27 protein-coding genes are annotated in these 23,606 nt (G+C 68.9%); 13 read left to right on the top strand and 14 right to left on the bottom strand.

Translation table 11 applies throughout. The annotated features are described in order from the left end of the window. Positions 1-42 precede the first annotated feature (42 nt). Both ACFO5K_RS10330 and ACFO5K_RS10325 read left to right on the top strand, forming a co-directional pair. Complete coding sequence (locus ACFO5K_RS10330) at positions 43-504, top strand: MarR family winged helix-turn-helix transcriptional regulator (protein ID WP_378559633.1); 462 nt, start codon at positions 43-45, stop codon at positions 502-504. Next, on the top strand, positions 501-872 hold the full coding sequence (locus tag ACFO5K_RS10325) for a DUF5313 family protein (RefSeq protein ID WP_378559630.1): 372 nt from the start codon (positions 501-503) through the stop codon (positions 870-872). Before ACFO5K_RS10330 ends, ACFO5K_RS10325 begins: the two co-directional genes overlap by 4 nt. Before the next feature lie 84 nt (positions 873-956). Here the strand turns inward: ACFO5K_RS10325 and ACFO5K_RS10320 are convergent, their stop codons facing one another. Beyond that, positions 957-1,277, bottom strand: a complete 321-nt coding sequence (locus ACFO5K_RS10320) for a hypothetical protein (protein WP_378559627.1) — start codon at positions 1,275-1,277, stop codon at positions 957-959. 175 nt (positions 1,278-1,452) lie between these two features. Between ACFO5K_RS10320 and ACFO5K_RS10315 the strand changes: the two genes are divergently transcribed. The 3 genes from ACFO5K_RS10315 (at position 1,453) to ACFO5K_RS10305 (ending at position 3,110) form a co-directional block, all read left to right on the top strand. Next, complete coding sequence (locus ACFO5K_RS10315) at positions 1,453-1,629, top strand: CsbD family protein (RefSeq protein ID WP_378559624.1); 177 nt, start codon at positions 1,453-1,455, stop codon at positions 1,627-1,629. Between the two features lie 99 nt (positions 1,630-1,728). Further along, the gene (locus tag ACFO5K_RS10310; RefSeq protein WP_378559621.1) at positions 1,729-2,523 is read left to right on the top strand and encodes a metalloregulator ArsR/SmtB family transcription factor; all 795 of its coding nucleotides are present in this window, start codon (positions 1,729-1,731) and stop codon (positions 2,521-2,523) included. After that, the gene (locus ACFO5K_RS10305; protein ID WP_378559618.1) at positions 2,520-3,110 is read left to right on the top strand and encodes a dihydrofolate reductase family protein; all 591 of its coding nucleotides are present in this window, start codon (positions 2,520-2,522) and stop codon (positions 3,108-3,110) included. The genes ACFO5K_RS10310 and ACFO5K_RS10305 overlap by 4 nt, the downstream gene beginning before the upstream one ends. Positions 3,111-3,114: 4 nt before the next feature. Here the strand turns inward: ACFO5K_RS10305 and ACFO5K_RS10300 are convergent, their stop codons facing one another. After that, entirely contained in the window at positions 3,115-4,080 is a 966-nt protein-coding gene (locus tag ACFO5K_RS10300) for an alpha/beta fold hydrolase (RefSeq protein ID WP_378559615.1), read from the bottom strand. A 55-nt stretch (positions 4,081-4,135) separates the two neighbouring features. Here ACFO5K_RS10300 and ACFO5K_RS10295 point away from each other — a divergent pair, with 55 nt between their 5' ends. The 3 genes from ACFO5K_RS10295 (at position 4,136) to ACFO5K_RS10285 (ending at position 6,785) form a co-directional block, all read left to right on the top strand. Further along, complete coding sequence (locus ACFO5K_RS10295) at positions 4,136-4,987, top strand: SDR family NAD(P)-dependent oxidoreductase (protein ID WP_378559612.1); 852 nt, start codon at positions 4,136-4,138, stop codon at positions 4,985-4,987. Between the two features lie 81 nt (positions 4,988-5,068). Continuing rightward, on the top strand, positions 5,069-6,058 hold the full coding sequence (locus ACFO5K_RS10290; RefSeq protein WP_378559609.1) for an AurF N-oxygenase family protein: 990 nt from the start codon (positions 5,069-5,071) through the stop codon (positions 6,056-6,058). Positions 6,059-6,158: 100 nt separating this feature from the next. Beyond that, positions 6,159-6,785, top strand: a complete 627-nt coding sequence (locus ACFO5K_RS10285) for a TRADD-N-associated membrane domain-containing protein (protein ID WP_378559606.1) — start codon at positions 6,159-6,161, stop codon at positions 6,783-6,785. Between the two features lie 14 nt (positions 6,786-6,799). On the opposite strand, the gene ACFO5K_RS10280 is transcribed toward ACFO5K_RS10285, so the two are convergent. Next, complete coding sequence (locus ACFO5K_RS10280; protein WP_378559603.1) at positions 6,800-7,675, bottom strand: alpha/beta fold hydrolase; 876 nt, start codon at positions 7,673-7,675, stop codon at positions 6,800-6,802. Between the two features lie 107 nt (positions 7,676-7,782). On the opposite strand from ACFO5K_RS10280, the gene ACFO5K_RS10275 reads away from it, so the two are divergent. Next, entirely contained in the window at positions 7,783-9,801 is a 2,019-nt protein-coding gene (locus tag ACFO5K_RS10275; RefSeq protein WP_378559600.1) for a BTAD domain-containing putative transcriptional regulator, read from the top strand. A 60-nt stretch (positions 9,802-9,861) separates the two neighbouring features. Next, positions 9,862-10,245, top strand: a complete 384-nt coding sequence (locus tag ACFO5K_RS10270) for a thioesterase family protein (protein WP_378559597.1) — start codon at positions 9,862-9,864, stop codon at positions 10,243-10,245. A gap of 12 nt (positions 10,246-10,257) precedes the next feature. On the opposite strand, the gene ACFO5K_RS10265 is transcribed toward ACFO5K_RS10270, so the two are convergent. The 4 genes from ACFO5K_RS10265 to ACFO5K_RS10250 form a co-directional block, all read right to left on the bottom strand. After that, positions 10,258-10,740 carry an SRPBCC family protein gene (locus ACFO5K_RS10265; RefSeq protein WP_378559594.1) on the bottom strand — a complete coding sequence of 161 codons (483 nt, stop codon included), beginning with the start codon at positions 10,738-10,740 and terminating at the stop codon, positions 10,258-10,260. 93 nt (positions 10,741-10,833) lie between these two features. Further along, entirely contained in the window at positions 10,834-11,322 is a 489-nt protein-coding gene (locus ACFO5K_RS10260) for a DUF6328 family protein (RefSeq protein ID WP_378559591.1), read from the bottom strand. Between the two features lie 108 nt (positions 11,323-11,430). Continuing rightward, positions 11,431-12,573 carry a N(5)-(carboxyethyl)ornithine synthase gene (locus tag ACFO5K_RS10255; RefSeq protein ID WP_378559589.1) on the bottom strand — a complete coding sequence of 381 codons (1,143 nt, stop codon included), beginning with the start codon at positions 12,571-12,573 and terminating at the stop codon, positions 11,431-11,433. Positions 12,574-12,864: 291 nt separating this feature from the next. After that, on the bottom strand, positions 12,865-13,149 hold the full coding sequence (locus ACFO5K_RS10250; protein WP_378559587.1) for a hypothetical protein: 285 nt from the start codon (positions 13,147-13,149) through the stop codon (positions 12,865-12,867). Positions 13,150-13,762: 613 nt separating this feature from the next. Between ACFO5K_RS10250 and ACFO5K_RS10245 the strand changes: the two genes are divergently transcribed. Further along, complete coding sequence (locus ACFO5K_RS10245) at positions 13,763-14,482, top strand: GNAT family N-acetyltransferase (RefSeq protein WP_378559584.1); 720 nt, start codon at positions 13,763-13,765, stop codon at positions 14,480-14,482. Between the two features lie 6 nt (positions 14,483-14,488). On the opposite strand, the gene ACFO5K_RS10240 is transcribed toward ACFO5K_RS10245, so the two are convergent. Further along, positions 14,489-15,337 (bottom strand): alpha/beta fold hydrolase, encoded by an 849-nt coding sequence (locus tag ACFO5K_RS10240; RefSeq protein WP_378559581.1) that lies wholly within the window; start codon positions 15,335-15,337, stop codon positions 14,489-14,491. A gap of 47 nt (positions 15,338-15,384) precedes the next feature. Next, positions 15,385-16,641: an aspartate kinase gene (locus ACFO5K_RS10235; RefSeq protein ID WP_378559578.1), complete on the bottom strand. Its 1,257-nt coding sequence runs from the start codon at positions 16,639-16,641 to the stop codon at positions 15,385-15,387. A gap of 204 nt (positions 16,642-16,845) precedes the next feature. Between ACFO5K_RS10235 and ACFO5K_RS10230 the strand changes: the two genes are divergently transcribed. Next, positions 16,846-17,985, top strand: a complete 1,140-nt coding sequence (locus ACFO5K_RS10230; protein ID WP_378559575.1) for an ACT domain-containing protein — start codon at positions 16,846-16,848, stop codon at positions 17,983-17,985. Here the strand turns inward: ACFO5K_RS10230 and ACFO5K_RS10225 are convergent. Together ACFO5K_RS10225 and ACFO5K_RS10220 are read right to left on the bottom strand one after the other, a co-directional pair. Next, entirely contained in the window at positions 17,975-18,250 is a 276-nt protein-coding gene (locus ACFO5K_RS10225) for a YggT family protein (protein WP_378559572.1), read from the bottom strand. The two genes, ACFO5K_RS10230 and ACFO5K_RS10225, sit on opposite strands and share 11 nt — an antisense overlap. Before the next feature lie 113 nt (positions 18,251-18,363). Continuing rightward, entirely contained in the window at positions 18,364-19,251 is an 888-nt protein-coding gene (locus tag ACFO5K_RS10220; RefSeq protein WP_378559569.1) for an alpha/beta fold hydrolase, read from the bottom strand. 100 nt (positions 19,252-19,351) lie between these two features. On the opposite strand from ACFO5K_RS10220, the gene ACFO5K_RS10215 reads away from it, so the two are divergent. Continuing rightward, positions 19,352-19,948 carry a TetR/AcrR family transcriptional regulator gene (locus tag ACFO5K_RS10215; protein WP_378559567.1) on the top strand — a complete coding sequence of 199 codons (597 nt, stop codon included), beginning with the start codon at positions 19,352-19,354 and terminating at the stop codon, positions 19,946-19,948. 62 nt (positions 19,949-20,010) lie between these two features. Here the strand turns inward: ACFO5K_RS10215 and der are convergent, their stop codons facing one another. From der to ACFO5K_RS10200, 3 genes are all read right to left on the bottom strand, one after another. After that, the gene (gene der, locus ACFO5K_RS10210) at positions 20,011-21,426 is read right to left on the bottom strand and encodes a ribosome biogenesis GTPase Der (protein WP_378559564.1); all 1,416 of its coding nucleotides are present in this window, start codon (positions 21,424-21,426) and stop codon (positions 20,011-20,013) included. Beyond that, positions 21,423-22,097, bottom strand: a complete 675-nt coding sequence (gene cmk / locus ACFO5K_RS10205) for a (d)CMP kinase (RefSeq protein ID WP_378559785.1) — start codon at positions 22,095-22,097, stop codon at positions 21,423-21,425. Before cmk ends, der begins: the two co-directional genes overlap by 4 nt. 68 nt (positions 22,098-22,165) lie before the next feature. Next, positions 22,166-23,605 carry a pseudouridine synthase gene (locus ACFO5K_RS10200; RefSeq protein ID WP_378559561.1) on the bottom strand — a complete coding sequence of 480 codons (1,440 nt, stop codon included), beginning with the start codon at positions 23,603-23,605 and terminating at the stop codon, positions 22,166-22,168. Between the last annotated feature and the right edge of the window lies 1 nt (position 23,606).

The following is a 23,606-nucleotide window of genomic DNA, read 5'->3' as shown; positions in this document are numbered from 1 at the left end:
AATCATTCGCCCATTAATGTTGTGGCGAGCAGGAGGTGCCCGATGACCGAACTCGACGACCCGTTGCGACTGGACCGGCAGGTGTGTTTCGCCCTGGCCGTGGCCAACCGCTCCGTCCTGGCCGTCTACCGGCCGCTGCTCGAGCCGCTGGGCCTCACCCACCCGCAGTACCTGGTGATGCTCGCGCTGTGGGGCGAGACACCGATGTCGGTGAAGTCCGTCGCCGAGGCGATCCAGCTCGACTCGCCCACCCTGTCGCCACTGCTCAAACGGCTGGAATCGGCCGGTCTCATCACCCGCCGCCGCGACCCGCACGACGAGCGCACCCTGCTGATCGACCTCACCGTGGCCGGTCGCGACCTACGCCGCCGAGCCGAGCAGATCCCGCCGGCGGTCGTGGACCGGCTCGGGGTGAGCCCGGCCGACCTGGAAGAGCTGCGCGATGTCCTGGGCCGGGTCAACACGGCCGCCCTGCGCGCCGCGGAAACGAGGGAAAAATCATGACCAGCCCGAACCTGTGGCAGCGGCTGCGCTACATCACCGGCGCGACACTGCCGCCGTCGATGTCGGACTGGGTGCTGGCCGACCTGACCGGCCCCGGCGCCACCCGCCGCTACCTCGCACGTTTTCTGCTGCCGGTACTGCCACTGCTGTGCTTGTTCCTGCTGGTGCCCGGGCCGCTGTGGATCGGTTTGTCGATGATGGCGCTGCTGTACCTGCCGCTGATCTACTTCACCGTCGCCCTGGTCTACGTCTACCGTCGCCACCGCCTGGTGAGCCACGGCTTCGCCCCCGAACTGGCCTTCGCGGCCGAACAACGTCGCGCCGACGCCGACCGGGCCGCCTACGAACAACGCCACCCCCGCGGCTGAACCCCGCACGCGCCGACGAGGCCAGGGCGCCCAGCCCTGACCGAAGCACGAACGTCGGTGCTTCACCTCGCCGGCGCGGTACGGCTACTTCGGAACCAGCGCCCCGGTCAGGTCCGCCTCGCGGATCGGCGTGTCCGGGTTCGCCTGCGCCCCGCACATCAGATCGATGGCCGCGATCGACAGGTCCACAGTGTTCTGGTCCAACTGCGCGTCGCTACCGCGTTCCTGTTCGAGGAACTTCGTCACCGTGGTGCGCTTCTTGTCCGCGTCCTGCGCGGTGTACTCGCTACAGGGCGTGTCACCACCCTTGTTGATCGCCTTCTCGGCCTCACTGCATCCGACGCCGGCCAACCCGATCGCACCCACGGCGAGCAGTGCGGCGGCGGTCTTGTTCATACGTGACATCGAGCTCCTCCTGACAGGCCCGACTACCTCGGGTCCTCGTAGCGGTGCTACCCCATTTCCCGGTGCCGAACACGGCGGGCTGTTTGTCCCGTGGTAGCGCGGGTAGGCGGTCGTTGGGTCCCACAGATGGCCCACCGGCCCCGTGTGGCCGAGCGATCTGTCCGGAAGGAAAGTCATGAGTCTGGCAGACAAGGCGAAGAACAAGGCCGAAGAGATGGCCGGCAAGGCCAAGGAAGCCACCGGCAGGGCCACCGAGGATCGCGACCTGGAGAACGAAGGCCGCGGTGAGCAGGCCAAGTCCAACATCAAGGACGCCGGCGAGAAGGTCAAGGACGCGTTCCGCGGCGACTGATCAGCTCCCGCTTTCGACAGTGGGCCATCGGCAGCTGGTGCCGGTGGCCCACTTTTATATTCCTTGACAGGAATATTCCAAATAGCGAATACTTACACCATGAATGAGATCGCAGCGGCACTCGGCGACAGCACACGCTGGCGCCTGGCCGAGCTGCTGGCCGAGCGGCCACGGTCGGTCGGCGAACTGGCCGAATCGACCGGTCTGCGGCAGCCGCAGACCACCAAGCACCTCCAAACTCTCGCCAGAGCCGGGCTGGTCACGGTGTTCCCACTGGGCCAGCGTCGCGTCTACGCACTCGAACCGGCGCCGCTGAGATCACTCGGGGACCGGCTGCGCACACTGAGCGAGACCATCGAGGCACATCAGGACGAACGCGGTGTGATCGAACGCTATCTCGCCGCCATCGAGGAGGAATCCGTTGCCGCCCAGCAGGATCGATGGGCCGATGGGCGCGGATTCGCGTTCGAGCGGATACTCACCGCGACGCCCGCACGCATCTGGCAGCACTGGGTGGATCCCGATCTGCTCGCGCCGTGGTGGGTTCCGCCGTCGATGGCGATCACCGACTGCCTGATCGAGGCAGCACCGGATGGGCGCGTAGTACTCGACTACCGCGATGCCGAGGGGCGGCGCTACCGCTCCCAGGGCCGCGTCACCGAAGCGGACGCACCTCGGCGCCTGACCTTCGACCTCTCGGTGCTCGACGCCGCCGGCGCCGTTTCGTTCACCGGCCACTACGCCCTCGTCCTCGACGCCGTCCCCGACGGCACCCGGCTCCGGCTCGATCTGATCATCACCGAAACGACCGTCGCCGCCGCGCCTTTCATCGCCGGAATCGAAACCGGCTGGAACCAAGTACTCGACAACCTGGCAAGGGAAGTGCAGTCATGACCGAACGCAGAGTCACCACCAACATCAGCCTCACCCTCGACGGCCGCTACCACGGTCCGGGCGGGCCGGCCGACCTGGGCGCCATCGTCGGGTACGCGAGCACCGAGGTCGCCCGCGACTACCTCACCGGCATCTTCGACGGCGCGACCACCGCGGTCCTCGGCCGCGTCAACGCCGAAGGATTCCTGAGTTTCTGGCCCAGCGTCGCCACGGACGAGAACGCCGACCCGCGCGATCGCGCCTACGCGCAATGGCTGGTCGACGTGGACAAGGTCGTCCTGTCGCGCACTCTCACCGAAGCACCCTGGGAGCGCACGCGCCTTGTCGACGCGCCCGCCGCCGAGGTCATCACCGAACTGAGATCCACCGGCAGCGGCGACATCCTGGTCAACAGCAGCCCGAGCACGGTCACCCAGCTCCTCGCCGCCGACCTGATCGACCGCCTGCACCTGATGATCGTTCCCGAGATCGCCGGCGACGGCGCCCGCTTCTTCACCGACGGGGTGCCGGGCTCGCAGTGGCAGCTGGTCCGGCACACCGCGGGCGAACTCGGTGAACTCGCCCTCGTCTACGACCGGGTGCGCTGAGGGTTCACACGCCGAGGTCCCCCAGCGCGGCGAGCAGGAATTCGTCGACGGCGGCGGTGCGTTCGAGATGTACCAGATGGCCCGCGTCCGGAACCCGCACCACCGCACGCAGATCGGGCACGTTCGCGCGCAGCGTGGCGAGCGGGTCACGACCGCTGAAACCCTCCATGTCCGGGTCGTTCTCGCCGTAGAGGAAGTAGGCGGGCACCGCAACGGTGCGACCGGCCAACGATTCGGTCAGCTCCCAGTTGCGATCGAGATTGCGATACCAGTTGAGCCCGCCGGTGAATCCGGTGCGGGTGAATTCCGCTACGAGGGTGTCGAATTCGGCCGTACTGAGCCAGGACCACGGCAGCGGTGGCGCCTCGGGCAGTACGTCGAGATAACCCAGGCCCGGTGGATTCTTCCAGGTGTCGAGGTAGTGGTAGTCGCCGGAGAGCGAGTAGTACACCCGCGCCAGGAATTCCGCCGGTCGGGCGGCGAGTTCGGCATCGGCCACACCTGGTTCCTGGAAGTAGGACAGGTGCAGGAAGTGCCGCTGCGCGGCCTTGGTCCAGAATTCCGAGGGCGCCCGCGGCGGGCGCGGCGCGAACGGATTGTTCAGCACGACCGCCCCCGCCACCCGCTCCGGGGCGCGCAGCGACAACTCCCACACGAGCTGGGCGCCGAAGTCCAAGCCAACGAAAACCGCCCGCTCGGCACCCATGTCGTCGAGCAGGGCCAGTAGGTCGCCGATCACCGCCGCGTTGGTGTACGCCTCGATCTGCGCGGGGGCCTCGGTCCGGCCGTATCCGCGCAGATCGGGAGCGACGGCTCGGTACCCCGCCGTGGCCACCGCGTGCAGCTGACGGTGCCAGATGTAGGAGGTGTGCGGGAAGCCGTGGCAGAACACCACCGGATACCCCTGCCCCTGTTCGGCGACGTGCATCCGCGTGCCGTCGATGTCGAGATACCTGTGTCGAAGTTCCACCGACGCCTCCAAAATCTAGAACGTGTTCTTATTTTCACGGTAGTGTGCGACGACCATGAGCGGAACACCCAAGATTCTCGACGGCCGGGTAGCGGTCGTGACCGGAGCCAGTCGCGGCATCGGCAAAGGCATTGCCCAGGAACTGGGCGCGGCGGGCGCGACGGTGTACATCACCGGCCGCACCACCACGGCGGGCAAGTTGCCCGGCACCGTGCACGACACCGCCGCCGAGATCACCGAACTCGGCGGACACGGCGTGGCGGTGCTCTGCGATCACCGCGACGACGCGGCGGTCGAGCAGCTGTTCGCGCGGGTGCGCGCCGAGCAGGGGCGCCTGGATGTGCTGGTCAACAACGTCTACAACTCCCCTGCCGCCGCGCGCTGGCTCGGCCGAAAGTTCTGGGATGTACCGGCCAGGGCCTGGGACGAGACCTTCGACATCGGCGTGCGATCCCATTACGTGGCCGCCGTTCTCGCCGCCCCGCTGCTGATCGAGTCGGCGGGCCTGATCGTCAACATCTCCTCCCCCGGCGCCCAGCGCTATACGCACAACGCGGTGTACGGCGTCGCCAAAACGGCCCTGGACCGGCTCACCGCCGACCTGGCCCACGATCTGGACGGCACCGGCGCCACCGCGGTGTCGTTGTGGCCGGGCATCGTGAACACCGAACTGCTGCAACTCGTCCCGGCCGACGAACAGGGTCGCCGCCTGGTGACACTCCCCGGCGAGGGCACCTTCGACCTCGACGCCGCCGAAACGCCACGCTTCCCCGGTCGCGCCGTCGTCGCGCTGGCCGCCGATGCGGACCGCTCGGCCCGCACCGGCCGGGCCTGGCGCGTCGCCGACTTGGCCGAGGCCTACGGCTTCACCGATCTCGACGGCCGCGTGCCCCGCAGCGACCCCTAGAAGTATCCGAGACAGTGCGTTACATTTATCTTGTGTGGACGGCCTGCTCGGTGGCTGTCCAGGTGACATCGGAGAGTAACAATGACGTTCTCGAAATCCGCCGCTGTCGAGTCGGAGTACGCCGACGCGCTGCGCACACTCTCGGAGGGCTCGGTCCATCGCCGATTCGACCCCTACCTCGATATCGACTGGGACGCACCCGAACTCGCGGTCGACCGCAACGACCCACGCTGGGTGCTCTCACCGGAGCTCGATCCACTCGGTGCCACCGGCTGGTATCAGAACCTGCCCCTGGAGCGGCGCATCGAGATCGGGCGCTGGCGTCAGGCCAACGCCGCCAAAGTGGGACTGGCCTTCGAGTCCATCCTCATCCGCGGCATGATGCAGTACGCGATGACGCTGCCCAACGGCTCGCCCGAGTTCCGGTACTGCCTCCACGAGATGACCGAGGAGTGCAACCACATCCAGATGTTCCAGGAGCTGGTGAACCGGATCGGCGACGACGTTCCGGGGATGCGTCCGGCATTCCGGGTCGCCTCGCCGTTCATCGGTGTCGCGGGCGGCTACTTCTGGGCCATCCTGTTCATCGGCATCCTCGGCGGTGAGGAGCCGATCGACCACTACCAGAAGGCGCTGATCCGCTCCGGCAACGCCACCCAGCCCACGCTGCTGCGGATCATGCAGATCCACATCGCCGAAGAAGCCCGCCACATCTCCTTCGCCAACGAGTTCCTGCGCGCGCACGTGGCCCGGATGAACCCGGTGAGCACCGCGGTGTGCGCGGTCGCCTTCCCGATCGCGATGCGCTGGCTGGCCGACGAACTGGTCAAACCACCCAAGTCCTTCGCCAGGAAGTTCGACATCCCCGACCAGGTGTTCGCCGACGCCTTCTGGCGCAGCCCCACCTCCCGCCAGATCCTGAGCGGCTTCTTCGGCGACATGCGCACCCTCGCCGACGAACTGGGTCTGATGAACCCGGTGACCAAGCGACTGTGGAAGGTACTGAAGGTCGACGGCGACCACTCGCGCTACCGCAGCGAACCGGAACGCCGCCTCACCTCCGTCCGCTGAGGGAAGGTCGATCACCTTGCGCCAGTGGTGATGTGAACCGCTCGAGGTAGAGTTCGCCTCGCCATCGGACGGGGTGCGAGCGGTTCTCGGGGGGACCACTGTGAACGAAGTGTTGTTGCTGATCGGCACGGGTGGACTGGTTCCGACCCTGATCGCCGCGCTGTCGGCGTGGGTTTCGACGGTGTTCAGCCGCCGGGCCGGCACACGCGCCGACACGAGCCCCGAACCACCGGAGCCCGCCGATGCGACCGGCCCCGGATGCGCCACCCCGGGCGGTCATCGCACCGCCGAATACCTGCGGCAGATGCGCGGTGCGATGGCGCAGAGCACCGCGTTCTTCTGGGCCTATGTGATCAGCGGCTGCTGCGGCGTGGTCGTGGTGCTCGCCGCCGCCTCCATGGCGGCCTTCGGCAACAGTGACGCCGCCGCCGCGACCTCGATCATGGGCGCGGTCCCCGTCGGCATCACCGCGCTGTTCTACAAGCGCTCCACCGACCTGGACAAAATCGTGCGCGAGAACCTCGAACGTCTGAGCCGGGCCGACGAACTCGCCGCGGCCAACCGCGCAGCCCACGAGGTGGTGACGCGCATGGGCGCCGGCACCGACCAGGACCGCCTGCTCGCCATGATCGGTGTGCGCCAACTGTTCCCGGCCGCCACCCCCACCGAAGTCGCCGAACTGCTCCGCACCGTACCGGCTCCGATCGCCGAGCCCGCCGAGCTGTAGCCGGTCCCGATCGGTCAGCGCTCGAGCAGGGCCCGGATGGCCGCGGTGACGGTGGCCGGGTCCTCCTCGGCCATGAAGTGGCCCGCGTCGACGGTGCGGTGTTCCAGTTTCGGCGCCCAGCTCGACCACAGGGCGGTGGCCTCGTACCCGAGGGCGGCGCCCCAGTCCTGCTGCAGAACTGTCACCGGCATCGTCAGGCGGTTGCCCGCCGCACGGTCGGTGCGATCGTGGTCGACGTCGATGCCCGCCGAGGCCCGGTAGTCGGCCACGATCGAGGGCACGGCGGCGCGGGCGGCGGCCAGGTAGGCGGTGCGCACCTCGCCGGGGATGGCGGCCGGATCCTTGATCCACAGGTCGAGGAAGTGGCCGAAGAAGGCGTCGGCGCTCGCCGAGATCAGCTGCTCGGGGAGCCCGGCGGGTTGCGCCATCAGGTAGAGGTGAAAGCCGACGGCGGCGGCGGTGCCGTGCAGTACGTCCCACATGTCCAGGGTGGGAAGCACGTCGAGGCAGGCGAGTTGGCTGATCGCACCTGGGTGATCGAGCCCGGCACGGAAGGCGACCAGCGCACCTCGGTCGTGACCGGCCAGCGCGAAGCGCGAGTGCCCGAAATGCTGTGCGAGAGCGACGATGTCAGCGGCCATCGTCCGCTTGGAGTAGGTGTCGGCCCCCGTTTCCGCCGGTTTGTCGCTGTCGCCGTAGCCCCGCAGATCCGGGACGAGCACGGTGTGGTCGGTGGACAGCTCGGCGGCGACGTGGCGCCACATCAGGTGGGTCTGCGGAAATCCGTGCAGCAGCACGATCGGGCTGCCCGAGCCGGCGACGGCGACGCTGAGCGCGACATCGTCGGTGACACGAACACGGTGGTAGTCGAATCCGGGGAGGCGAATCATCGGGGTGGCTGCTTTCGTTCGACGGCGTCGCGCCCGGTCGGCGCGTGACGATTCCGAGCCTGCGACGCGGCGATGAGCATTCGATGAACGCGCACTACATTGGCCTGATGCGGTTGCAGGTACTCGGCCCGGTCACCGCCCACGACGACCGGGGCGGACCGGTCGCCCTGCGCGGTCCGCGGCACCGGGCGGTGCTGGCACGGCTGATCCTGGCGCGCGGTCGGGCGGTTCCGGTCGACCGGCTGGTCGAGGATCTGTGGGCCGACCCGCCCGCCGACGCGATCGGCGCGATCCGCACCTTCGTCGCCGGCTTGCGCCGCGCGCTCGAACCCGACCGCGCGCCCCGCACACCGGCGCGACTGCTGGTCACCGAAGGCCGCGGCTACGCACTGCGGGCCGACCCCGGCGCCGTCGACGCGTGGCGCTTCGACGATGCGGTGCGTGCGGCGGGCGAGCTCGGTGCCGAGCAGGCCTTCTCGCTGCTCACCACCGCATTGAGCTGGTGGCGTGGCCCCGCCTACGCCGACTTCGCTGATGAACCCTGGGCCCGGGCCGAGCGCGCCCGACTCACCGAACAGCGACTACTGGCCGTCGAAAGCCGCGCCGCCGCGCAACTGTCCCTCGGAGCGGCCGCGGCGGCAGTCCCCGACCTCGACGCACACGTCGCCGCACATCCGTGGCGTGAGGACGCCTGGGGCCTGTTGGCGACCGCGCTATACCGCGCGGGCAGGCAAGCCGATGCTCTGGCGGTACTCGCGCGGGCGCGGCGGCTGCTGGCCGAGGACCTCGGCATCGACCCAGGCCCGAAACTGCGGCGCCTCGAAAACGACCTCCTGCGCCAGGCCGACCACCTCGATCCCGCAGCCGCCGATCCGGTCGCACAGGTGTGGGAACGGGCACGCGCCGCCTACGACAGCGCGGTCCCGCCGAGAACCAGGACCCGGCTGGAATCGGCGGCCGGTCTCATGCGCGATCTCGCCGTGACCGGCGGCGGTGGACTCGAAGCGGCACGCGCGCACCGGTTGTCCGCGGTAGCGGCCGCCGACCAGCTGGGTGACCCCGAGCTCACCGCCCGCGTGATCGGCATCTACGACGTACCCGCCGTCTGGACCCGCGCCGACGACCCGGCACAGGCCCGCCGGCTCGTGCACATCGCCGAGCGCACCCTGCGCCGGCTGGGCGACCACGACGACGCCGACCGGGCCGGACTGCTCGCCACCATCGCCGTCGAATCCCGCGGCAGCCTGCCCGTGGACGAGCCGACCGAGGCCGGGTTGCGGCCGCTGCGAGCCGCCCGCCGGGCCGAGGACATCGCGCGCCGGCTGGGCGACCCGTCACTGCTGGCGTTCGCCCTCAACGGCGTGTTCATGCAGAGCTTCCAGCGGGCGGGCCTGGCCCCGCGCCGCGAGGCCATCGGCACGGAGATACTCGCCATCGCGACCACCGGGAAACTGGTCACCCACCAGGTGCTCGGCCACCTCATCTGCATCCAGACCCGCTGCGCGCTGGGCGATTACGCCGGCGCCGAACAGCATGCCGAGGCCGCCGACGCGCTCGCCCAGCGCTACGAACTGCCCCTGGTCACGGTGTTCACCACCTGGTATCGCGCACTGCGTGCCACGGTCACCACGGACCTGGCGACCGCCGAGTCGGCCTACGAGTCCGCGGCCACCACCCTCGTCGGGGCGGGAATGCCCGGACTCGAACACGGACTGTTACCGCTGGCCCGCTCCAGCCTGTATCTGCGCAGCCACGCAGTCGACCGAATCGCGGCCATCGATGCCGACACGGACTGGGGTCCGTACGAACCCTGGGTGCGGCCGGTGCTGCTGGTGTCCCGCGGCGCGATCGACAGTGCGCGAACAGCTCTGCGCCGTCTGCCGTCGCCACCGCGCGACCTGCTCTTCGAAGCACTGTGGGCGATCACCGCGCACGCGGCCATCGCCGCCGACGAGGTGTCGACCATGCGCCGGGCCCGCCTCCACCTCGCGCCCGCCGCGGCCGAGACCACCGCGCAGAGCGGCCTGCTCGACGTGGGCCCGGTACGTGCCCACCTCGACGCCCTCGATGCCGCCCTGTCCGCGCACGGCTCGACAGACCTGGAGTCCGATGACCCCTCGGCCTGACGGTCGGAACCCGGCCGCGACGGCCCACGACGAAGGCGCGCAACGGCTACCGTGAGCACTGTGCTGACAGCTGGGCTCCGCGCCGCATTCGATGTCGAGGTCACCGCGCGCGACACCGCCGCCGCCCTGGGCAGTGGCGACGTCGAAGTGCTCGGGACGCCGCGGGTGGTCGCACTGGTGGAGGAGGCCACGGTGTGCACTGTGGCCGGACAGCTGCCGGACGGGCACACCACGGTCGGCACCGAGGTGTCGATCAGGCATCGCCGCTCGAGCGCCCCGGGCACCACATTGACCGTCACGGCCCGGCTGATCGAGGTCGACGGCCTGCGCCTGACCTTCGATGTGGCGGTGCACGACGACGGGTTCCTCGTCGCCGACGGCACGGTGCGCCGCGTGATCGTCGACCGCGCGAGCTTCCCGCCTGCTACCCCACGCCGCGGCTGACTCGGGCCCGGTTCACCCGCCCGTCCGCGGCGGCGCCGCGGCCCGGCTCCGGCCGACAGCCATGTCGGCGAGGCGGACGAGGGATTCGCGGTTGCGTGGTACGAGCACGAGCTTCTGCACGGCGTGCGGGAGGATCCGCCCGGGCCCTCCGACCGCTCGCTCCCCCATCACGACCTCGGTCGTGCGCGGGCCGACTTCGCGCAGATCCAGCCGCACCACGGCCGCCCCGGCTGGCCACAGCCGGGCATCGAGTTCCAGACTGTACGGCGGGTCGGCCGCTCGCACCTCCGTGCTGTCGTCGACGGTCAACGGCCACGGCCCCACACTGTGGTGGATCCGCGTACCCACCTGCGGCCAGCCGCTGTCGACCGCCCGGATGTGGGAGGCGCCCACGACCCAGCCGGTATAGCTCCAGCCGTCGGCCAGCACGGCGAACACATCCTGCACCGGGGCGGGCACCGTGAGCCGCACCCGCACCAATCCGTCCTCGTCCACCGTTCTGCCCTCCGTACGACGTCGCGCTCTGTGCGGATCATCCGGTCCGGTCGGCGTTTACCCCGTCCCGCCGGGTCGAATCGGGCAGCGGAATCAGCGTTTCCCGTTGCGGTAGAGCAGCGGTTGCACCCACCACACGCTCACGAAAAGCAGGGCCGCGACGACGCCCGCGATCACGCCCGCCGTCGTGCCGACGACCATGTCGAAGATCAGGACCGCCATCCCGGTCAACGCGATCCCGAGCAGGGCGATACCGGCCAGCGCGAGCCGGTGCGCGCCGCTGACGAGCACATCGAGGCGGTGCCGGCGAAACAGCAGGCGATGGATGGCGACCGGGGCCACCAGCAGGGCGGTCGCCGCGATCGCCGCGGTGACCACGACCAGATACACCACGCGCAGCGAGGTGCTCAACGTGTCGAAGCGCGACTGGAACGGCAGTGTCAGCAGGAAACCGGTCAGGACTTGCACGCCGGTTTGCAGCACCCGCAGTTCCTGCAGCAGCGAGGCCCAGTTGCGGTCCAGCCGCTGGATGACGGTCTCACCACGCATCCGCTGGTTCCACGCGGCGTCGTCCTCGTCCATCGCCGCTCCTCACCTCAGGCTCTTTTCCGCGCTCGTGCGGCGCATACCCGGCGTCGCGCGGTTGAACCCGTGCGGGGTGAGCACCACCCCGCACGGGGCGCCGGCGGCTCAGTTCACCGCGTAGGGGTAAACGTCGGCACGACCCTGGAACGACAGGATCCGCGGGTTCTGGACGCGCCCGCCGCGAATCTCGATGGCGCGCCGGATGGTCTCGCTGCCGTCCCACGCGCCCGGCCCGGCCAGCACCACCGGCAGGTACTCGAGCAGAGCTTCGGAGTTCTCCCAGGTGGCCGAGTCCCACAGGAACGAGGGGCTGTGGTCCACACCGTAGTTGTGCAGTCCTTCGCCGATGCCGAACATCGGGTCGGCGAACGAGGTCGGCCGCGACCATTCGAAGCCCATCCCCTCGTCACAGGAGACGTCGATGAACAGGGTGCCCCGGGCGAACAGCTCGAGATCGTCGTTGGTGACGAAGGTCAACGGCGCCTCGGTGTCCTGGAACATGCAATTGACGATCACGTCGTAGTTGGCCAGCATCTCCGCCAGCGGCCCCGGTTCGGGCGCCTTCAGCGCCAGCGTGCGACCGGGTGCGTCGGGGTCGCGCTGGAAGTGCTGCATCCGCACCGAGGCGAACGGTGAGGCCACCGCCGACACGCTGCGCTGCGTCAGCACCGTCACGTCGCTGATGCCCAGCGCCGACAACGCCCGCACCGCACCGCGCGCGGTGGCGCCGAAACTGATCACCGCGGCGCGCATCCGGCGACCGTAATCGCCTGTCACGCCGCGCAGTTGCAGCGCGTGCAGGACTGAGCAGTAACCGGCCAGCTCGTTGTTCTTGTGGAAGACGTGCACACTGAACGCACCCGAACTCGTCCAGTGGTTCATCGCCTCCCAGGCGATCAACGTCAGCTCCCGGTCGATGGCGAGCTGGGTGATCCGGGTGTCCTGCACACAGTGCGGCCAGCCCCACACGATGGTGCCGGGACGCATCTGCTCGAGGTCGGCGGCCAGCGGCTTGGCCAGTACCAGTACATCGCATTCGGCGAACAGTTCTTCGCGGGTGCGCAGACCGGCCACCAGTGGGGCCAGCGCGGCATCGGAGTAGCCGAAGCGCTCACCGTAGCCGTGTTCGAGAAATATCTGGCCACGCAAGCCGGGATCGATCCGATCGAGATGGGCCGGATGGATGGCCAGCCGGTGTTCGTTTTCCTTGCGGGAGGTCGCGACGACGCCGACGATCAGGTCTTTCACAGTTGCTTCACCAGCTGAGCTTACCCGCCGCCGCCCACCCGCCGACCGGCCGAGATCGGTCGAACGCGCCGCTCAGCTCTCCGCGACCGTGGTGATCTGGTCCAGGGCGCCCGGAAAGCGGCCAATCGAGGTGGTCGATGAATTACCGGGAAAACATCATTCACTCGATCAGGCCGCCACTCCGGGTTCGCACCGATTACGCCCATATCCATTTGCCCGAACCTTGAATACCGGAGTAACTGTTCAGCGCTGCCCGTGTTGGAATCAGTTGACCACGCGCCGTCGCCTGCCTCAACGCCGGTGCAGCGACCAGACGGTGGTCCCACCCCAGAGCACCAACCTGGCGGTGGCGGCCATATAGAGGACGTAGGCGAGAACCACCAGGACAGAGCCATAATTGCCCGCCCAGTCGCCCAATCGCAGCAGCGCGGCGAGCCCGAGCCCGAGCAGGACCACACCGAGGATCAGCCCGGGCGTGGCCAGGGGCGCGATCGAGGAATCGGCGAGTGCCGAACTACGGCGGTCACGATCGGTAACTGTCAGATTGCTGTTCGATTCGAAGTAGACACTGCTCATAATCATGAGCTCCCTTCCGGTGGCCGCTCCGACACGGTCGACGGATTCGCGTGCGGTGCGGCATTCATTCCGGCAAGATCCGCATCGACCCGGACCGGTGGTCACAAACGGTTAACGTTCAGCAATTACGAGCGTGCCAGGCGAGACAATCGAATAACAGGCGGTGTGATCTGCATCACATCGAACATCAGTGCGATACGAATTCGTAACGTCGCCGCACTTCATGCAGAACACGCGCCGGAACTGCCGATCCCCAGCGTAACTGGACATTCGCCCAATATTTGTACACGCGTGTCATTTATCGAACTGTTATAGCCACTGAGGTGCGAAAACGTTGCGCGTTCCACACCGTGACCCAGTCGGGGCCGAGCAGTCACCCCCGCGGCGCGCGAGACCGGTTCGTCCGACTCGCCGGAACCGGCAAATTTTCGGCGGCGACATCTCGGCGTCGTGTCGTTTGAATGCGGCACGTTCGGCTATCGTCCATCCAGCTCATTTTCGATGTCTTCTCGATGCTGCTGGATCGTTCGTTTCGCTTCGCCGCCATCGCGTGCCGCGTGAGATCCACGCCTCGCGATTCGGCGACCCCCTCAGACGAAGGACGCCGGTCACCATGCCCGCACCCGTTATGCTCCACGGCCGCATCGTACGGCTGGAACCCCTGGCACCGCACCACGTCCCCGGCCTGGCCGGCGCGGCCGCCGCGCTACGCGGACCGGCGGAGTTCACCGTGGTCCCGCACGGTGAACAGGAGGCGCGCACCTACGTCTTCCAGGCCGAGGCCGCCCAGCTGGCCGGCACAGCACTGGCCTTCGCGATCGTCACGATCGAGGAGGAATGCGTGGTCGGGGCGACCCGTTTCACCCACCTCGACTACTGGCGGGGTCCGCTGACCTGGCCGCTGTCGGCCGAACCGGTCGCCGCGGGCCCCAGCGGCGCGATTCCGGACGCCGTCGAGATCGGCAACACCTGGCTCACCCCCACGGTGCGCGGCGGGCCGGTGAATCTCGACTCCAAGCTGCTGCTGCTCACTCACGCCTTCGACAGCTGGGGTGTACGCCGGGTGACCCTGCGCGCCGATGCCCGCAACCGGCGCTCACGCGCGGCGATCGAACGCCTCGGTGCGGTGAGCGACGGCGTTCGCCGGGCACATTCGCGCGGGCTCGACGGGGCGGTACGCGACACCGCGTTCTATTCGATCCTGCACGACGAATGGCCGGGCGTGCGTGAGCGGATCAGCGAACAACTGGCCGCCCGCGCGGCACTGCGCCGCGCACCGCTGATCCCGACCACCGCCGATGCGTGGCGCGCCCTGGCCGCCCCCATCGGCTGAGCGGGATCAGACCGCCACCGACTCGACCCGTTCGGCGATCAGGTCGGCGAGCTCGGCCGGGCGTTCCTCGGGCAGCCAGTGCGACGCGCCGTCGAGTACGACCAGGCGGTACTGCCCGGTGACGTACTGCCCGGCCAGCTCGGCACCGCGACGGCTCAGCGCGGTGTCACCGGAACCCCACACGTGGGTCACCGGCACCCCCACCCGCGCGGTGGCCGTGCGCGGTGAGCCGGCCACCAGTGCGCGATACCAGTTCAACGCGCCGGTGAGGGCGCCGGCGTCGATGATCTCGCTGTGCACCCGGGCGATGGCCGCCGCCGACATGCCCGACCGGGCGAGCATCCGGTCCAGCAGCTCGGGCCTGGCCCGCAACAACCGCTCGGGCAGCACCGGCAGCTGGAACAACCCCATGTAGTAGGAGCGCAACAGCTGATCACTGCTGACCAGCGACCGCACGAACGCGCCGGGGTGCGGCACCGACAGCGTCACCAGTGTGCGCACCCGTTCCGGCCGGGTGGCCGCCATCGACCAGGCGACCATCGCGCCCCAGTCGTGACCCACCAGATGCACCGGACCACGGTCGAGCTCGTCGACCAGGGCGAGCACGTCGGCGACGAGTTCACTCATCCGGTAGGCGAGCCGACCGCGCGGCCGCGCACCCGGTGCGTAGCCGCGCTGATTCGGGGCGAGGGTCCGGTAACCGCGGGCGTTGAGCAGCGCGGTGAGTTCGGCCAGCGATGTGGCGGTCTGCGGGAAACCGTGCAGGACGACGACGACCGGGCCGTCGAGCGGGCCGGCATCGACCACGTCGAACTCGAGTCCGGCCCTGACGAAGGTGGTCAACCGTGCACGCATCGTGGTCTCCGCTCGAATCGGGAATCACTTCATCATGCCCGACGGGTTCACCGGCCGGTGCCACCGTGCACGACGGCCACCTCCACGCCGCCGAGATCGAAGGCGCGGTGCAGGATCTGCACCGCTTCGTCGAGATCGGTGTCGCGCACCAGCACCGAGATGCGGATTTCGGAAGTGGCGATCAGGTCCAGGTTGATGCCCGCCGTGGCCAGTGCCTCACAGAAGGTCGCGGTGACGCCGGGCTGGTTGCGCATGCCCGCACCGATCAGCGACACCTTGCCCACCCGATCGTCGTAGCGCAGGTCGGTGAAGCCGATCTCGGCGCGCCGCGAGCGCAACAGGGCCACCGCGCGGTCGCCGTCGGCGGTGGGCAGGGTGAAAGTGATGTCGGTGCGGCCGGTGCCGGTGTTCTGCACGACCATGTCGATACCGACCTCGGCGTCGGCCACCGCACGGAACACCCTGGCCGCGTAGCCGGGTTCGTCCGGCACACCGACCACGGTCACCTTGGCCTCGTTGCGGTCGTGCGCGACCCCGGTGAGCACGGCCTGCGCGGCCGGGATGTCGGCCATCGACCCGAAGACCGTGGTGCCGACCGTGTCGGTATAGGACGAGCGCACGTGCACCGGTACGTGGTAGCGGCGCGCGTATTCCACACAGCGCAGCATCAGCACCTTCGAGCCGCACGCCGCCATCTCCAGCATCTCCTCATAGGAGATCTCGTCGAGTTTCTGCGCGTCGGCCACGATTCGCGGGTCGGCGGTGAACACGCCGTCGACATCGGTGTAGATCTCGCAGACATCGGCTTTCAGCGCCGCGGCCAGCGCGACGGCGGTGGTGTCGGAACCGCCCCGGCCGAGGGTGGTGACATCGCGACTGTCCTGGCTCACGCCCTGGAAGCCGGCCACCAGCACGATCTCCCCGTCGTCGAGAGCCCGGCGCACCCGGCCCGGATCGACCGCGATGATCTTGGCGTTGCCGTGGGCGCCGGTGGTGATCACCCCGGCCTGGGAACCGGTGAGCGAACGGGCTTGCGCGCCCAGTGCGTGAATGGCCATGGCCACCAGCGCGTTCGAGATGCGTTCACCCGAGGTGAGCAGCATGTCCATCTCCCGCGGTGACGGCGCGGGCGCCACCTGAGCGGCCAGATCCAGCAGTTCATCGGTGGTGTCGCCCATCGCCGAGCACACGACCACCACATCGTGGCCCTGCTTCTTCGTCTCGACGATCCGCTCGGCGACCCGGCGGATCCGCTCCGCGGTCGCGACCGAAGAGCCGCCGAATTTCTGTACAACCAGGGCCATAGTGGGTGTCCTCTCCCCTGCTCGCCCGCGTGGTACTCGCGGGTAACTCCAGTCGAGTATCCCGGCAAAGCGGGCGAGCCCGGGTGGTTTGTGACACGAAAAGTGGTGCCGCCGTGCCGTTCTTGCCGCGATACTGGCTCGATGGGGGGTGGCGTTCGGCGTCGGCTCCCGGTTCGACAGCTCCCGGCGTTAAGGCGAATTCCTATGGTCAGTCAGCACTTTCGTGCCCGCTCGTTGTGTGTCGCCGTGCTCGGCGCCGGTCCACTCGCCGCGGAGGTGGTGCGTGTCGTTCGCGAATCCGGGCCGGAGTTGAGCGCGCGGGCCGGGGCCCGGCTGAGTCTCGGTGCGCCCGCGGACGCCGATCTCGTCATCGATGCCGGTGACACGGTGGATGCGCTGGACACGGTGCGCGATGCCCTGCGCGACGGCCGATCGGTGATCACCGCCGGCACCGCGCTGATCGCCCGGCACGGACCCGAATTGGCCGCCGTCGCCGAGGAATCCGGTGCGGATCTGTGTTTCGAGGCCGCAGTGGCCGGCGGGGTGCCCGTGGTGCGGCCGCTGACGCAGTCGCTCGCCGGTGACGCGGTGCGCCAGGTGCTCGGCGTCTTCGCCACCCACAGCCCGCACGCGGCCGCCCAGGCCGCGATCCTGGCGACCCTGGCGTTCCACACCCGGGTGGCGGTGACCGACGTGCACGTCGAGGAGTTCGGTACGCCCAGCGCCCATGATCTGGCAGCGGCCGCGGCGTTGTCGTTGCGGCTGCGCCCGCTCACCGTCTGCACCAGGATCTGTGAGCCCGAAGACGGTGGCAAGGAATGGGTCTCGGTACGCGTGCACCCCGCGCTGCTACCGGCGACCCATCCGCTGGCGCGGGTACAGGCGCCGATGCGAGCGGTGACGGTGCAAGCAGAGGGCGCCGGGCGGTTGATGTTCTCCGGTCACGACGCCACCGCCGCCACCGCCTCGGCACTACTCGGCGACCTGATCATGGCCGCCCGCAACCGCGTCCACAACGGCCGCGCCCCACGCGCGTCCTACTATGCCGAACTCCCCGTAGCACCCCTGGGCGACACCCCCACCCGCTACTACCTGAACCTGCGCGTCACCGACCACGCGGGCGCACTTGCCCAGGTCGCGGCGACCTTCGCCGAACACGGGGTGAGCATCGCCCGCGTCCGGCAGGAACACCACGACAACGCCGCCCACCTGATCGTGCTCACCCACCGCGCCCGCGAATCCGCCCTCGCCGACACCGTCGACGCCCTCGCCGACGCCTCCTGCGTCCGCGCGGTCCTGACCCGCTGGCGGGTGGAAGGGGTCGAGGAGCCCCCTACAAGCTGAACGCCACCGCGCGCAGTATCAGGACGGCGATGAACACCACGGTGAAGGCCAGATCGATCGAGACCTCCCCCAACCGGACCGGCTTGAGCACCCCGCGCACCGGCGCGATCACCGGTTCGGTGGCGGCGTGGGTCACCGACCGCACCTTGTCCACCCACGGCGACCGATTACCCAGCGTGCCGAGCCAATCCACCACCATGCGCGCGATCAACAGCACCAAGAACACGGTCAACGCGTAACCGAGCAGGGTTCCGATGAGACTCATGACGAACTCCTTCCCGGAGGCCGCACGGGACCTCTTACCGAGACAACGCCCCAACCGGCGCCAAGGTGTCCACTATGCACGGTTCTCAGCGGATTATCAGCGCCCCGCACCCCTCATTCGGCGTGGCGCGCGTCTGTCGGTTCGTAGCGACGGGTGAAGTCGAGGATGCGGGCCGTCACCAGGTCGGGTATCTGGTAGAAGAGGCCGTGCCCGGCGTTCGGGAAGATCTCGGTTTCACAGGTGGCGATGTTGTCGCGCAGACGTCGGGCGGCGAGCTCAGGATCGACGATCAGCGACTCCGCGCCGAACAGCCCCAGGGTCGGGGCCGTGATCGAGGCCAATCTCTCGTCGGCGAACATGCGCGGATAGCCGATGGTCGGGACATATTTCAGCGCCGCCTTCACACCGGCGAATTCCGCGTCGGTCAAGGTGACTCCAGGATTGAGCCAGGCGTTCATCTTGCGCAGGTTCTTGTCGGTGGGCCGAGCACCTACCTTGATCATCGTCCACAGCACGCTCCATTTGAGCTTGGTCAAGGTGCCGCCCGGCTCGGCGATCGTCAGACTCGCCAACCGCCGCCGCTCCCCCGCGGCGATCGCCATGGCCAGCCAACCGCCCTGCGAGTACCCGACCAGATGCACCTGCTCGACTCCGAGCCCGTCGAGCACTTCACCGAGCCAGGTACCGAACTTCGACTCGTCGATCGGTGCGGTCTGCACGCTGAGTCCCGGGGCGCCGATCATCTCCGGCGCGTACACCACCCGCTCCCGCGCGAAGTCCTCGACCATGTGGCTCCACATGAGACTGTTGCCACCGAGCGAGTGCATCAGCACCATCGGAACGCCTTCGCCCGCACCGGATTTGCGCACTTTCGTCGTGCCGAAGGAGGTGGGGATGTCGAGCATGGTGCACGGAACCGGCCACTGCTTCTCCAGTTCACGGTAAGCCCGCAGGTACTCCTCGCGCGCCTTGTCGTTCTTGAATCGCCCGATCTTGGCCATGACCACCCCTGTTGTCTCGTTGGTGATATAACCGTACCACAACAGTGGTATGGGCGTACCATGAAACCTCGTCGCGCAGCCGGGAACAGAAGGAGGCAGGGTGCCACGCTTGGCCGATCACGAAGAACGCCGCAAGGTCATCACCGGAGCGGCACGCCGGGTCATCGCCAGGGGTGGACTCGATACGGCAACCTTCCAATCCGTCGCGGCGGAGGCCGGAATCTCGGTGCGGTCGGTGCAGTACTACTTCGGCACCAAGCGGGAGTTCCTGCTGGCCACCCACCGCGCGGTCGTCGAGGATTCCGGTGCCCGGCTGGCTACCGGGCTCGCGACCCTCGGGCCCGACGCCGGTCCACGCGAGGTCGTCCGCACGATCCTGCTGGCGCTGCTCCCCCTCGACGAACCCAGCCGGCACAACGCCGTCATCCTCGGCATCTTTCACGCCGCGGCGCTCACCGGCCCGGACGTGGAATCCGCCGATACCGTCGGCGCGCCGAACTACATCGTCGACGCGGTCGCCGAACAACTCGAGCGACTACGCGGGCCCGATGCCGATCACGAGCTGATCCGGGCCGACGCCGAAGTGATCCTGCTCGCCCTCGGCGGGCTGGCACAGGGCATGCTCACCAACAACGACTACGCCGCGCGCGCAACACAACTGGTCGACCATCTCCTCGATCGAGTGTTCGACGCCTGACCAGCGAAAGGCCCCGGCGAGTCTCTCGGAAACCAAGACGCGCCGGGGCCTTTCCGGTCGAACTACCTCTTGCGTTCCTTCTTCTCGCGCACGCGCACCGAGATGCGCACCGGCGAACCGTCGAAGCCGAACTCCTCACGCAGGCGCCGTTCCAGGAAGCGGCGGTAGCCCGCCTCGAGGAAACCGGTGGTGAACAGGACGAACGTCGGCGGGCGGGTGCCCGCCTGGGTGGCGAACATGACGCGGGGCTGGCGGCCACCGCGCATCGGCGGCGGGGTGGCCGCGATGACTTCCTTGAGCCAGGTGTTCAGGCGGCCGGTGGAGATGCGCTTGTCCCAGGACTCGAGCGCGGTCTCCATCTGCGGCACCAGTTTCGCCACGGCGCGACCGGTGTGGGCGGAGATGTTGACCCGCTGGGCCCACGGCACCCGCACCAGATCGCGATCGATCTCGCGCTCGAGCATGTACCGGCGGTCCTCGTCGACCAGGTCCCACTTGTTGAACGCCAGCACCAGCGCGCGACCGGAGTCGGCGACCAGGCTGATCACCCGCAGATCCTGTTCGGTCATCGGCACCGAGGCGTCGATCAGCATGATCGCGACCTCGGAGGCCTCCAACGCCGACTTCGTCCGCAGCGAGGCGTAGAACTCGGTACCCGTGGCATTGGACACCTTGCGGCGCAACCCGGCGGTGTCGACGAACTTCCAGGGCTTACCGCCCAACTCGACCAGCGAGTCGACCGGGTCCACGGTGGTGCCCGCGACATCGTGGACCACCGACCGCTCATCGCCGGCCAGCTTGTTCAGCAGGCTGGACTTGCCCACGTTCGGCTTGCCGACCAACGCCACACGACGCGGCCCGGCGACACCGGTGCCTTCGCGCGGGGTCTCGGGCAGAGCGGCGAGCACGTCGTCGAGCAGGTCGCCGGTGCCACGGCCGTGCGCGGCCGAAACCATGCGCGGCTCACCGAGACCCAGCGACCACAATGTCGCCGCCTCGATCTCGACCTTCTGATCGTCGACCTTGTTGGCCACCAGGATCACCGGGATCTTGGAACGGCGCAGCTTGCGCACCGCGGCCTCGTCGGTCGCGGTGGCGCCGACGGTGGCGTCGACGACGAGCAGGATCGCGTCGGCGGTCTCCATCGCCACCTCGGCCTGCCGGGCTACGTGCTGCTGCAGCCCCTTGGCGTCGGGTTCCCAGCCACCGGTGTCCTGTACCAGGAAACGGCGCCCGGACCAGTTCGCCTCATAGGAGATGCGGTCACGGGTCACACCGGGAACGTCCTCGACAACGGCTTCACGCCGCCCGAGAATACGGTTGACCAGGGTCGACTTGCCCACGTTCGGGCGCCCGACCACGGCCACCGTCGGCATCGCCAGGTGCGTCTCGCCCTCGGCGTCACCGTCGAGCTCGGTGAGCTCCCATTCGGACTCGTCGGTCCAGATACCGTCGCCTGCGAGAATCTCCTCGGTCATCGCGACCCTCCTGTCGTGGCCGAAAGCTGCTGGGCCACCACGCGATACAGCTCGTCGATGGTCTGTGCCATCGTCAGTTCGCTGGTGTCGACGAGCACCGCGTCGGCGGCGGGGCGCAACGGAGAGACCTTGCGGGTGGAGTCGAGGGTGTCGCGACGCTGCACGTCGGCCAGTACGGCCTGGTAGTCGTCGCCGCGGCCCTCGCGGATGTTCTGTGCGTTGCGCCGTTGGGCGCGTGCCTCCGCGGAGGCGGTCAGATAGATCTTGGCATCGGCGCCGGTGAGCACGACGGTGCCGATGTCGCGGCCTTCCACCACGATCCGCCCGGCCACCGCGGCGATCTCACGCTGCAGGGCGACGAGCTGATCGCGCACCGACGCCACCGCCGACACGGCGGACACGGCCTTGGTGACGGCCGCACCGCGGATCTGGCCCGACACGTCGTCACCGTCGAGTTCGATCACCTCGTGTCCGGGGTCGGTGCCGATCGACAACGGCAGTGCCGCGACGGTCTCGGCGATCGCCACCGGATCGGTCAGGTCGACGCCGGCGCGCAGCACCTGCAGTGTCGCCACCCGGTACATGGCACCGGTGTCGAGGTAGCGGGCGTTCAGGCGCGCCGCCAACTCGCGCGACACGCTGGACTTGCCGGTGCCGGACGGGCCGTCCATGGCGACGACGAGGGTGCCGTCACCGGTCAGTCGCTCCTCGGCGAGTTCCACCGAGAAATCCACGCTGCTCACAGTTGCACCGCCTCATAGAGTTTGCCGATTTCGTCACGGCCGAGCACCCGCAACGTGCCGGGACGCTGTTCACCCAGCGCCACCGGGCCCAGGTGGGTGCGGACCAGCCGGATCACCGGGTGGCCGACCTCGTCGAGCAGCCTACGCACGATGTGTTTGCGGCCCTCGTGCAACACCAGCTTCACCAGCGAGCGGCCCTCGTGGGCCTCGAGCAGCATGAACTTGTCGACCTTGGCCGGCCCGTCCTCGAGCTCGACGCCCTCACGCAGGCGCTTGGCGACGAGCCGGTAGTTCACCTCGCCGTACACGGTGGCCAAGTAGGTCTTGGGCACCTCGAAGGAGGGGTGCATCAGCCGGTGCGCCATCTCCCCGTCGTTGGTGAGCAGCAGCAGGCCCTCTGTGTCGGCATCGAGACGACCGACATGGAACAGGCGCTGACCGGCGGCGATGCGCTCGGCGACGATATCGCCGACGCAGGGACGACCCAGATCGTCGGACATGGTGGACTGCCAGCCCTTGGGCTTGTTCAGCACCAGGTGCACCAGTTCCTCGCGCACCACGACACGGGTGCCGTCCACCCGCACCACCGCGTTCTCGGAGTCGATGCGCAGACCCTGCTCGCGCACGATCTTGCCGTCGACCTCGACACGCCCCTGGGCGATCATCTCCTCGGCGGCGCGGCGCGAGGCCACCCCGGCCTTGGCGAGGACCTTCTGCAGGCGTTCGCCTTCGCCCCACGGGAGCTTCTTGGGGCCCTCGGTGGTGTCGGCGTGCTGGTGGCGGGCCGGCTTGGCGTTGTTCAGGATCGTCGGAGCGACGACCTTGCGCTGCGGCTTGGCGGTCTTCTTGCGCGCGGCGGGCGTCTGGGCGCCTGCCGGACGGGCCGCGGAGCCGGTGCGCGGTGCGCCGGTACGCGGAGCACCCGTGCCCCGCTGTCCGCGGTCGGCGTCCTCGCGCTGGTAGCCACCGGCGGCAGGCCCGCGGCGGTCATCACGCTGACCACCGGCAGAACCACCACGACGGTCGTCACGCTGGTAACCCGCACCCGAGCCACGGCGGTCGTCACGCTGACCGCCAGCGGAACCACCACGACGATCGTCACGCTGGTAACCACCACCGGTGGCCGGGCCGCGACGATCGGTGCGCTGACCACCGGTCGGCGCCCCACGACGGTCGTCACGCTGGTAGCCGCCGGCGGAGCCGCCACGGCGAACGCCGGACTCCCCGTCACGCTGGTATCGGCCGGTCGAATCATTGCCGCGCTGGAAGCCACCCGCGCCGGTGCCGCGGCGGCCGGGGGCCTCGCCACGGGAACCCGCCTGACCGCTGCGCGCACTGCCACCGCGGGGGGCCGCGGCTCGGCTCGCGCCACTACGGGGCTGGTCGCTACGTTTTCTTCGGTCCGGTGTGCCATCTCGGCGAGCGGAATTATTCATC

The sequence above is a fragment of the Nocardia halotolerans genome (assembly GCF_042650145.1).
In the GTDB taxonomy this organism is placed as follows: domain Bacteria; phylum Actinomycetota; class Actinomycetes; order Mycobacteriales; family Mycobacteriaceae; genus Nocardia; species Nocardia halotolerans.
Note: the sequence above shows the minus strand (reverse complement) of the source record. Positions and strands in the feature narration are given on the sequence as shown.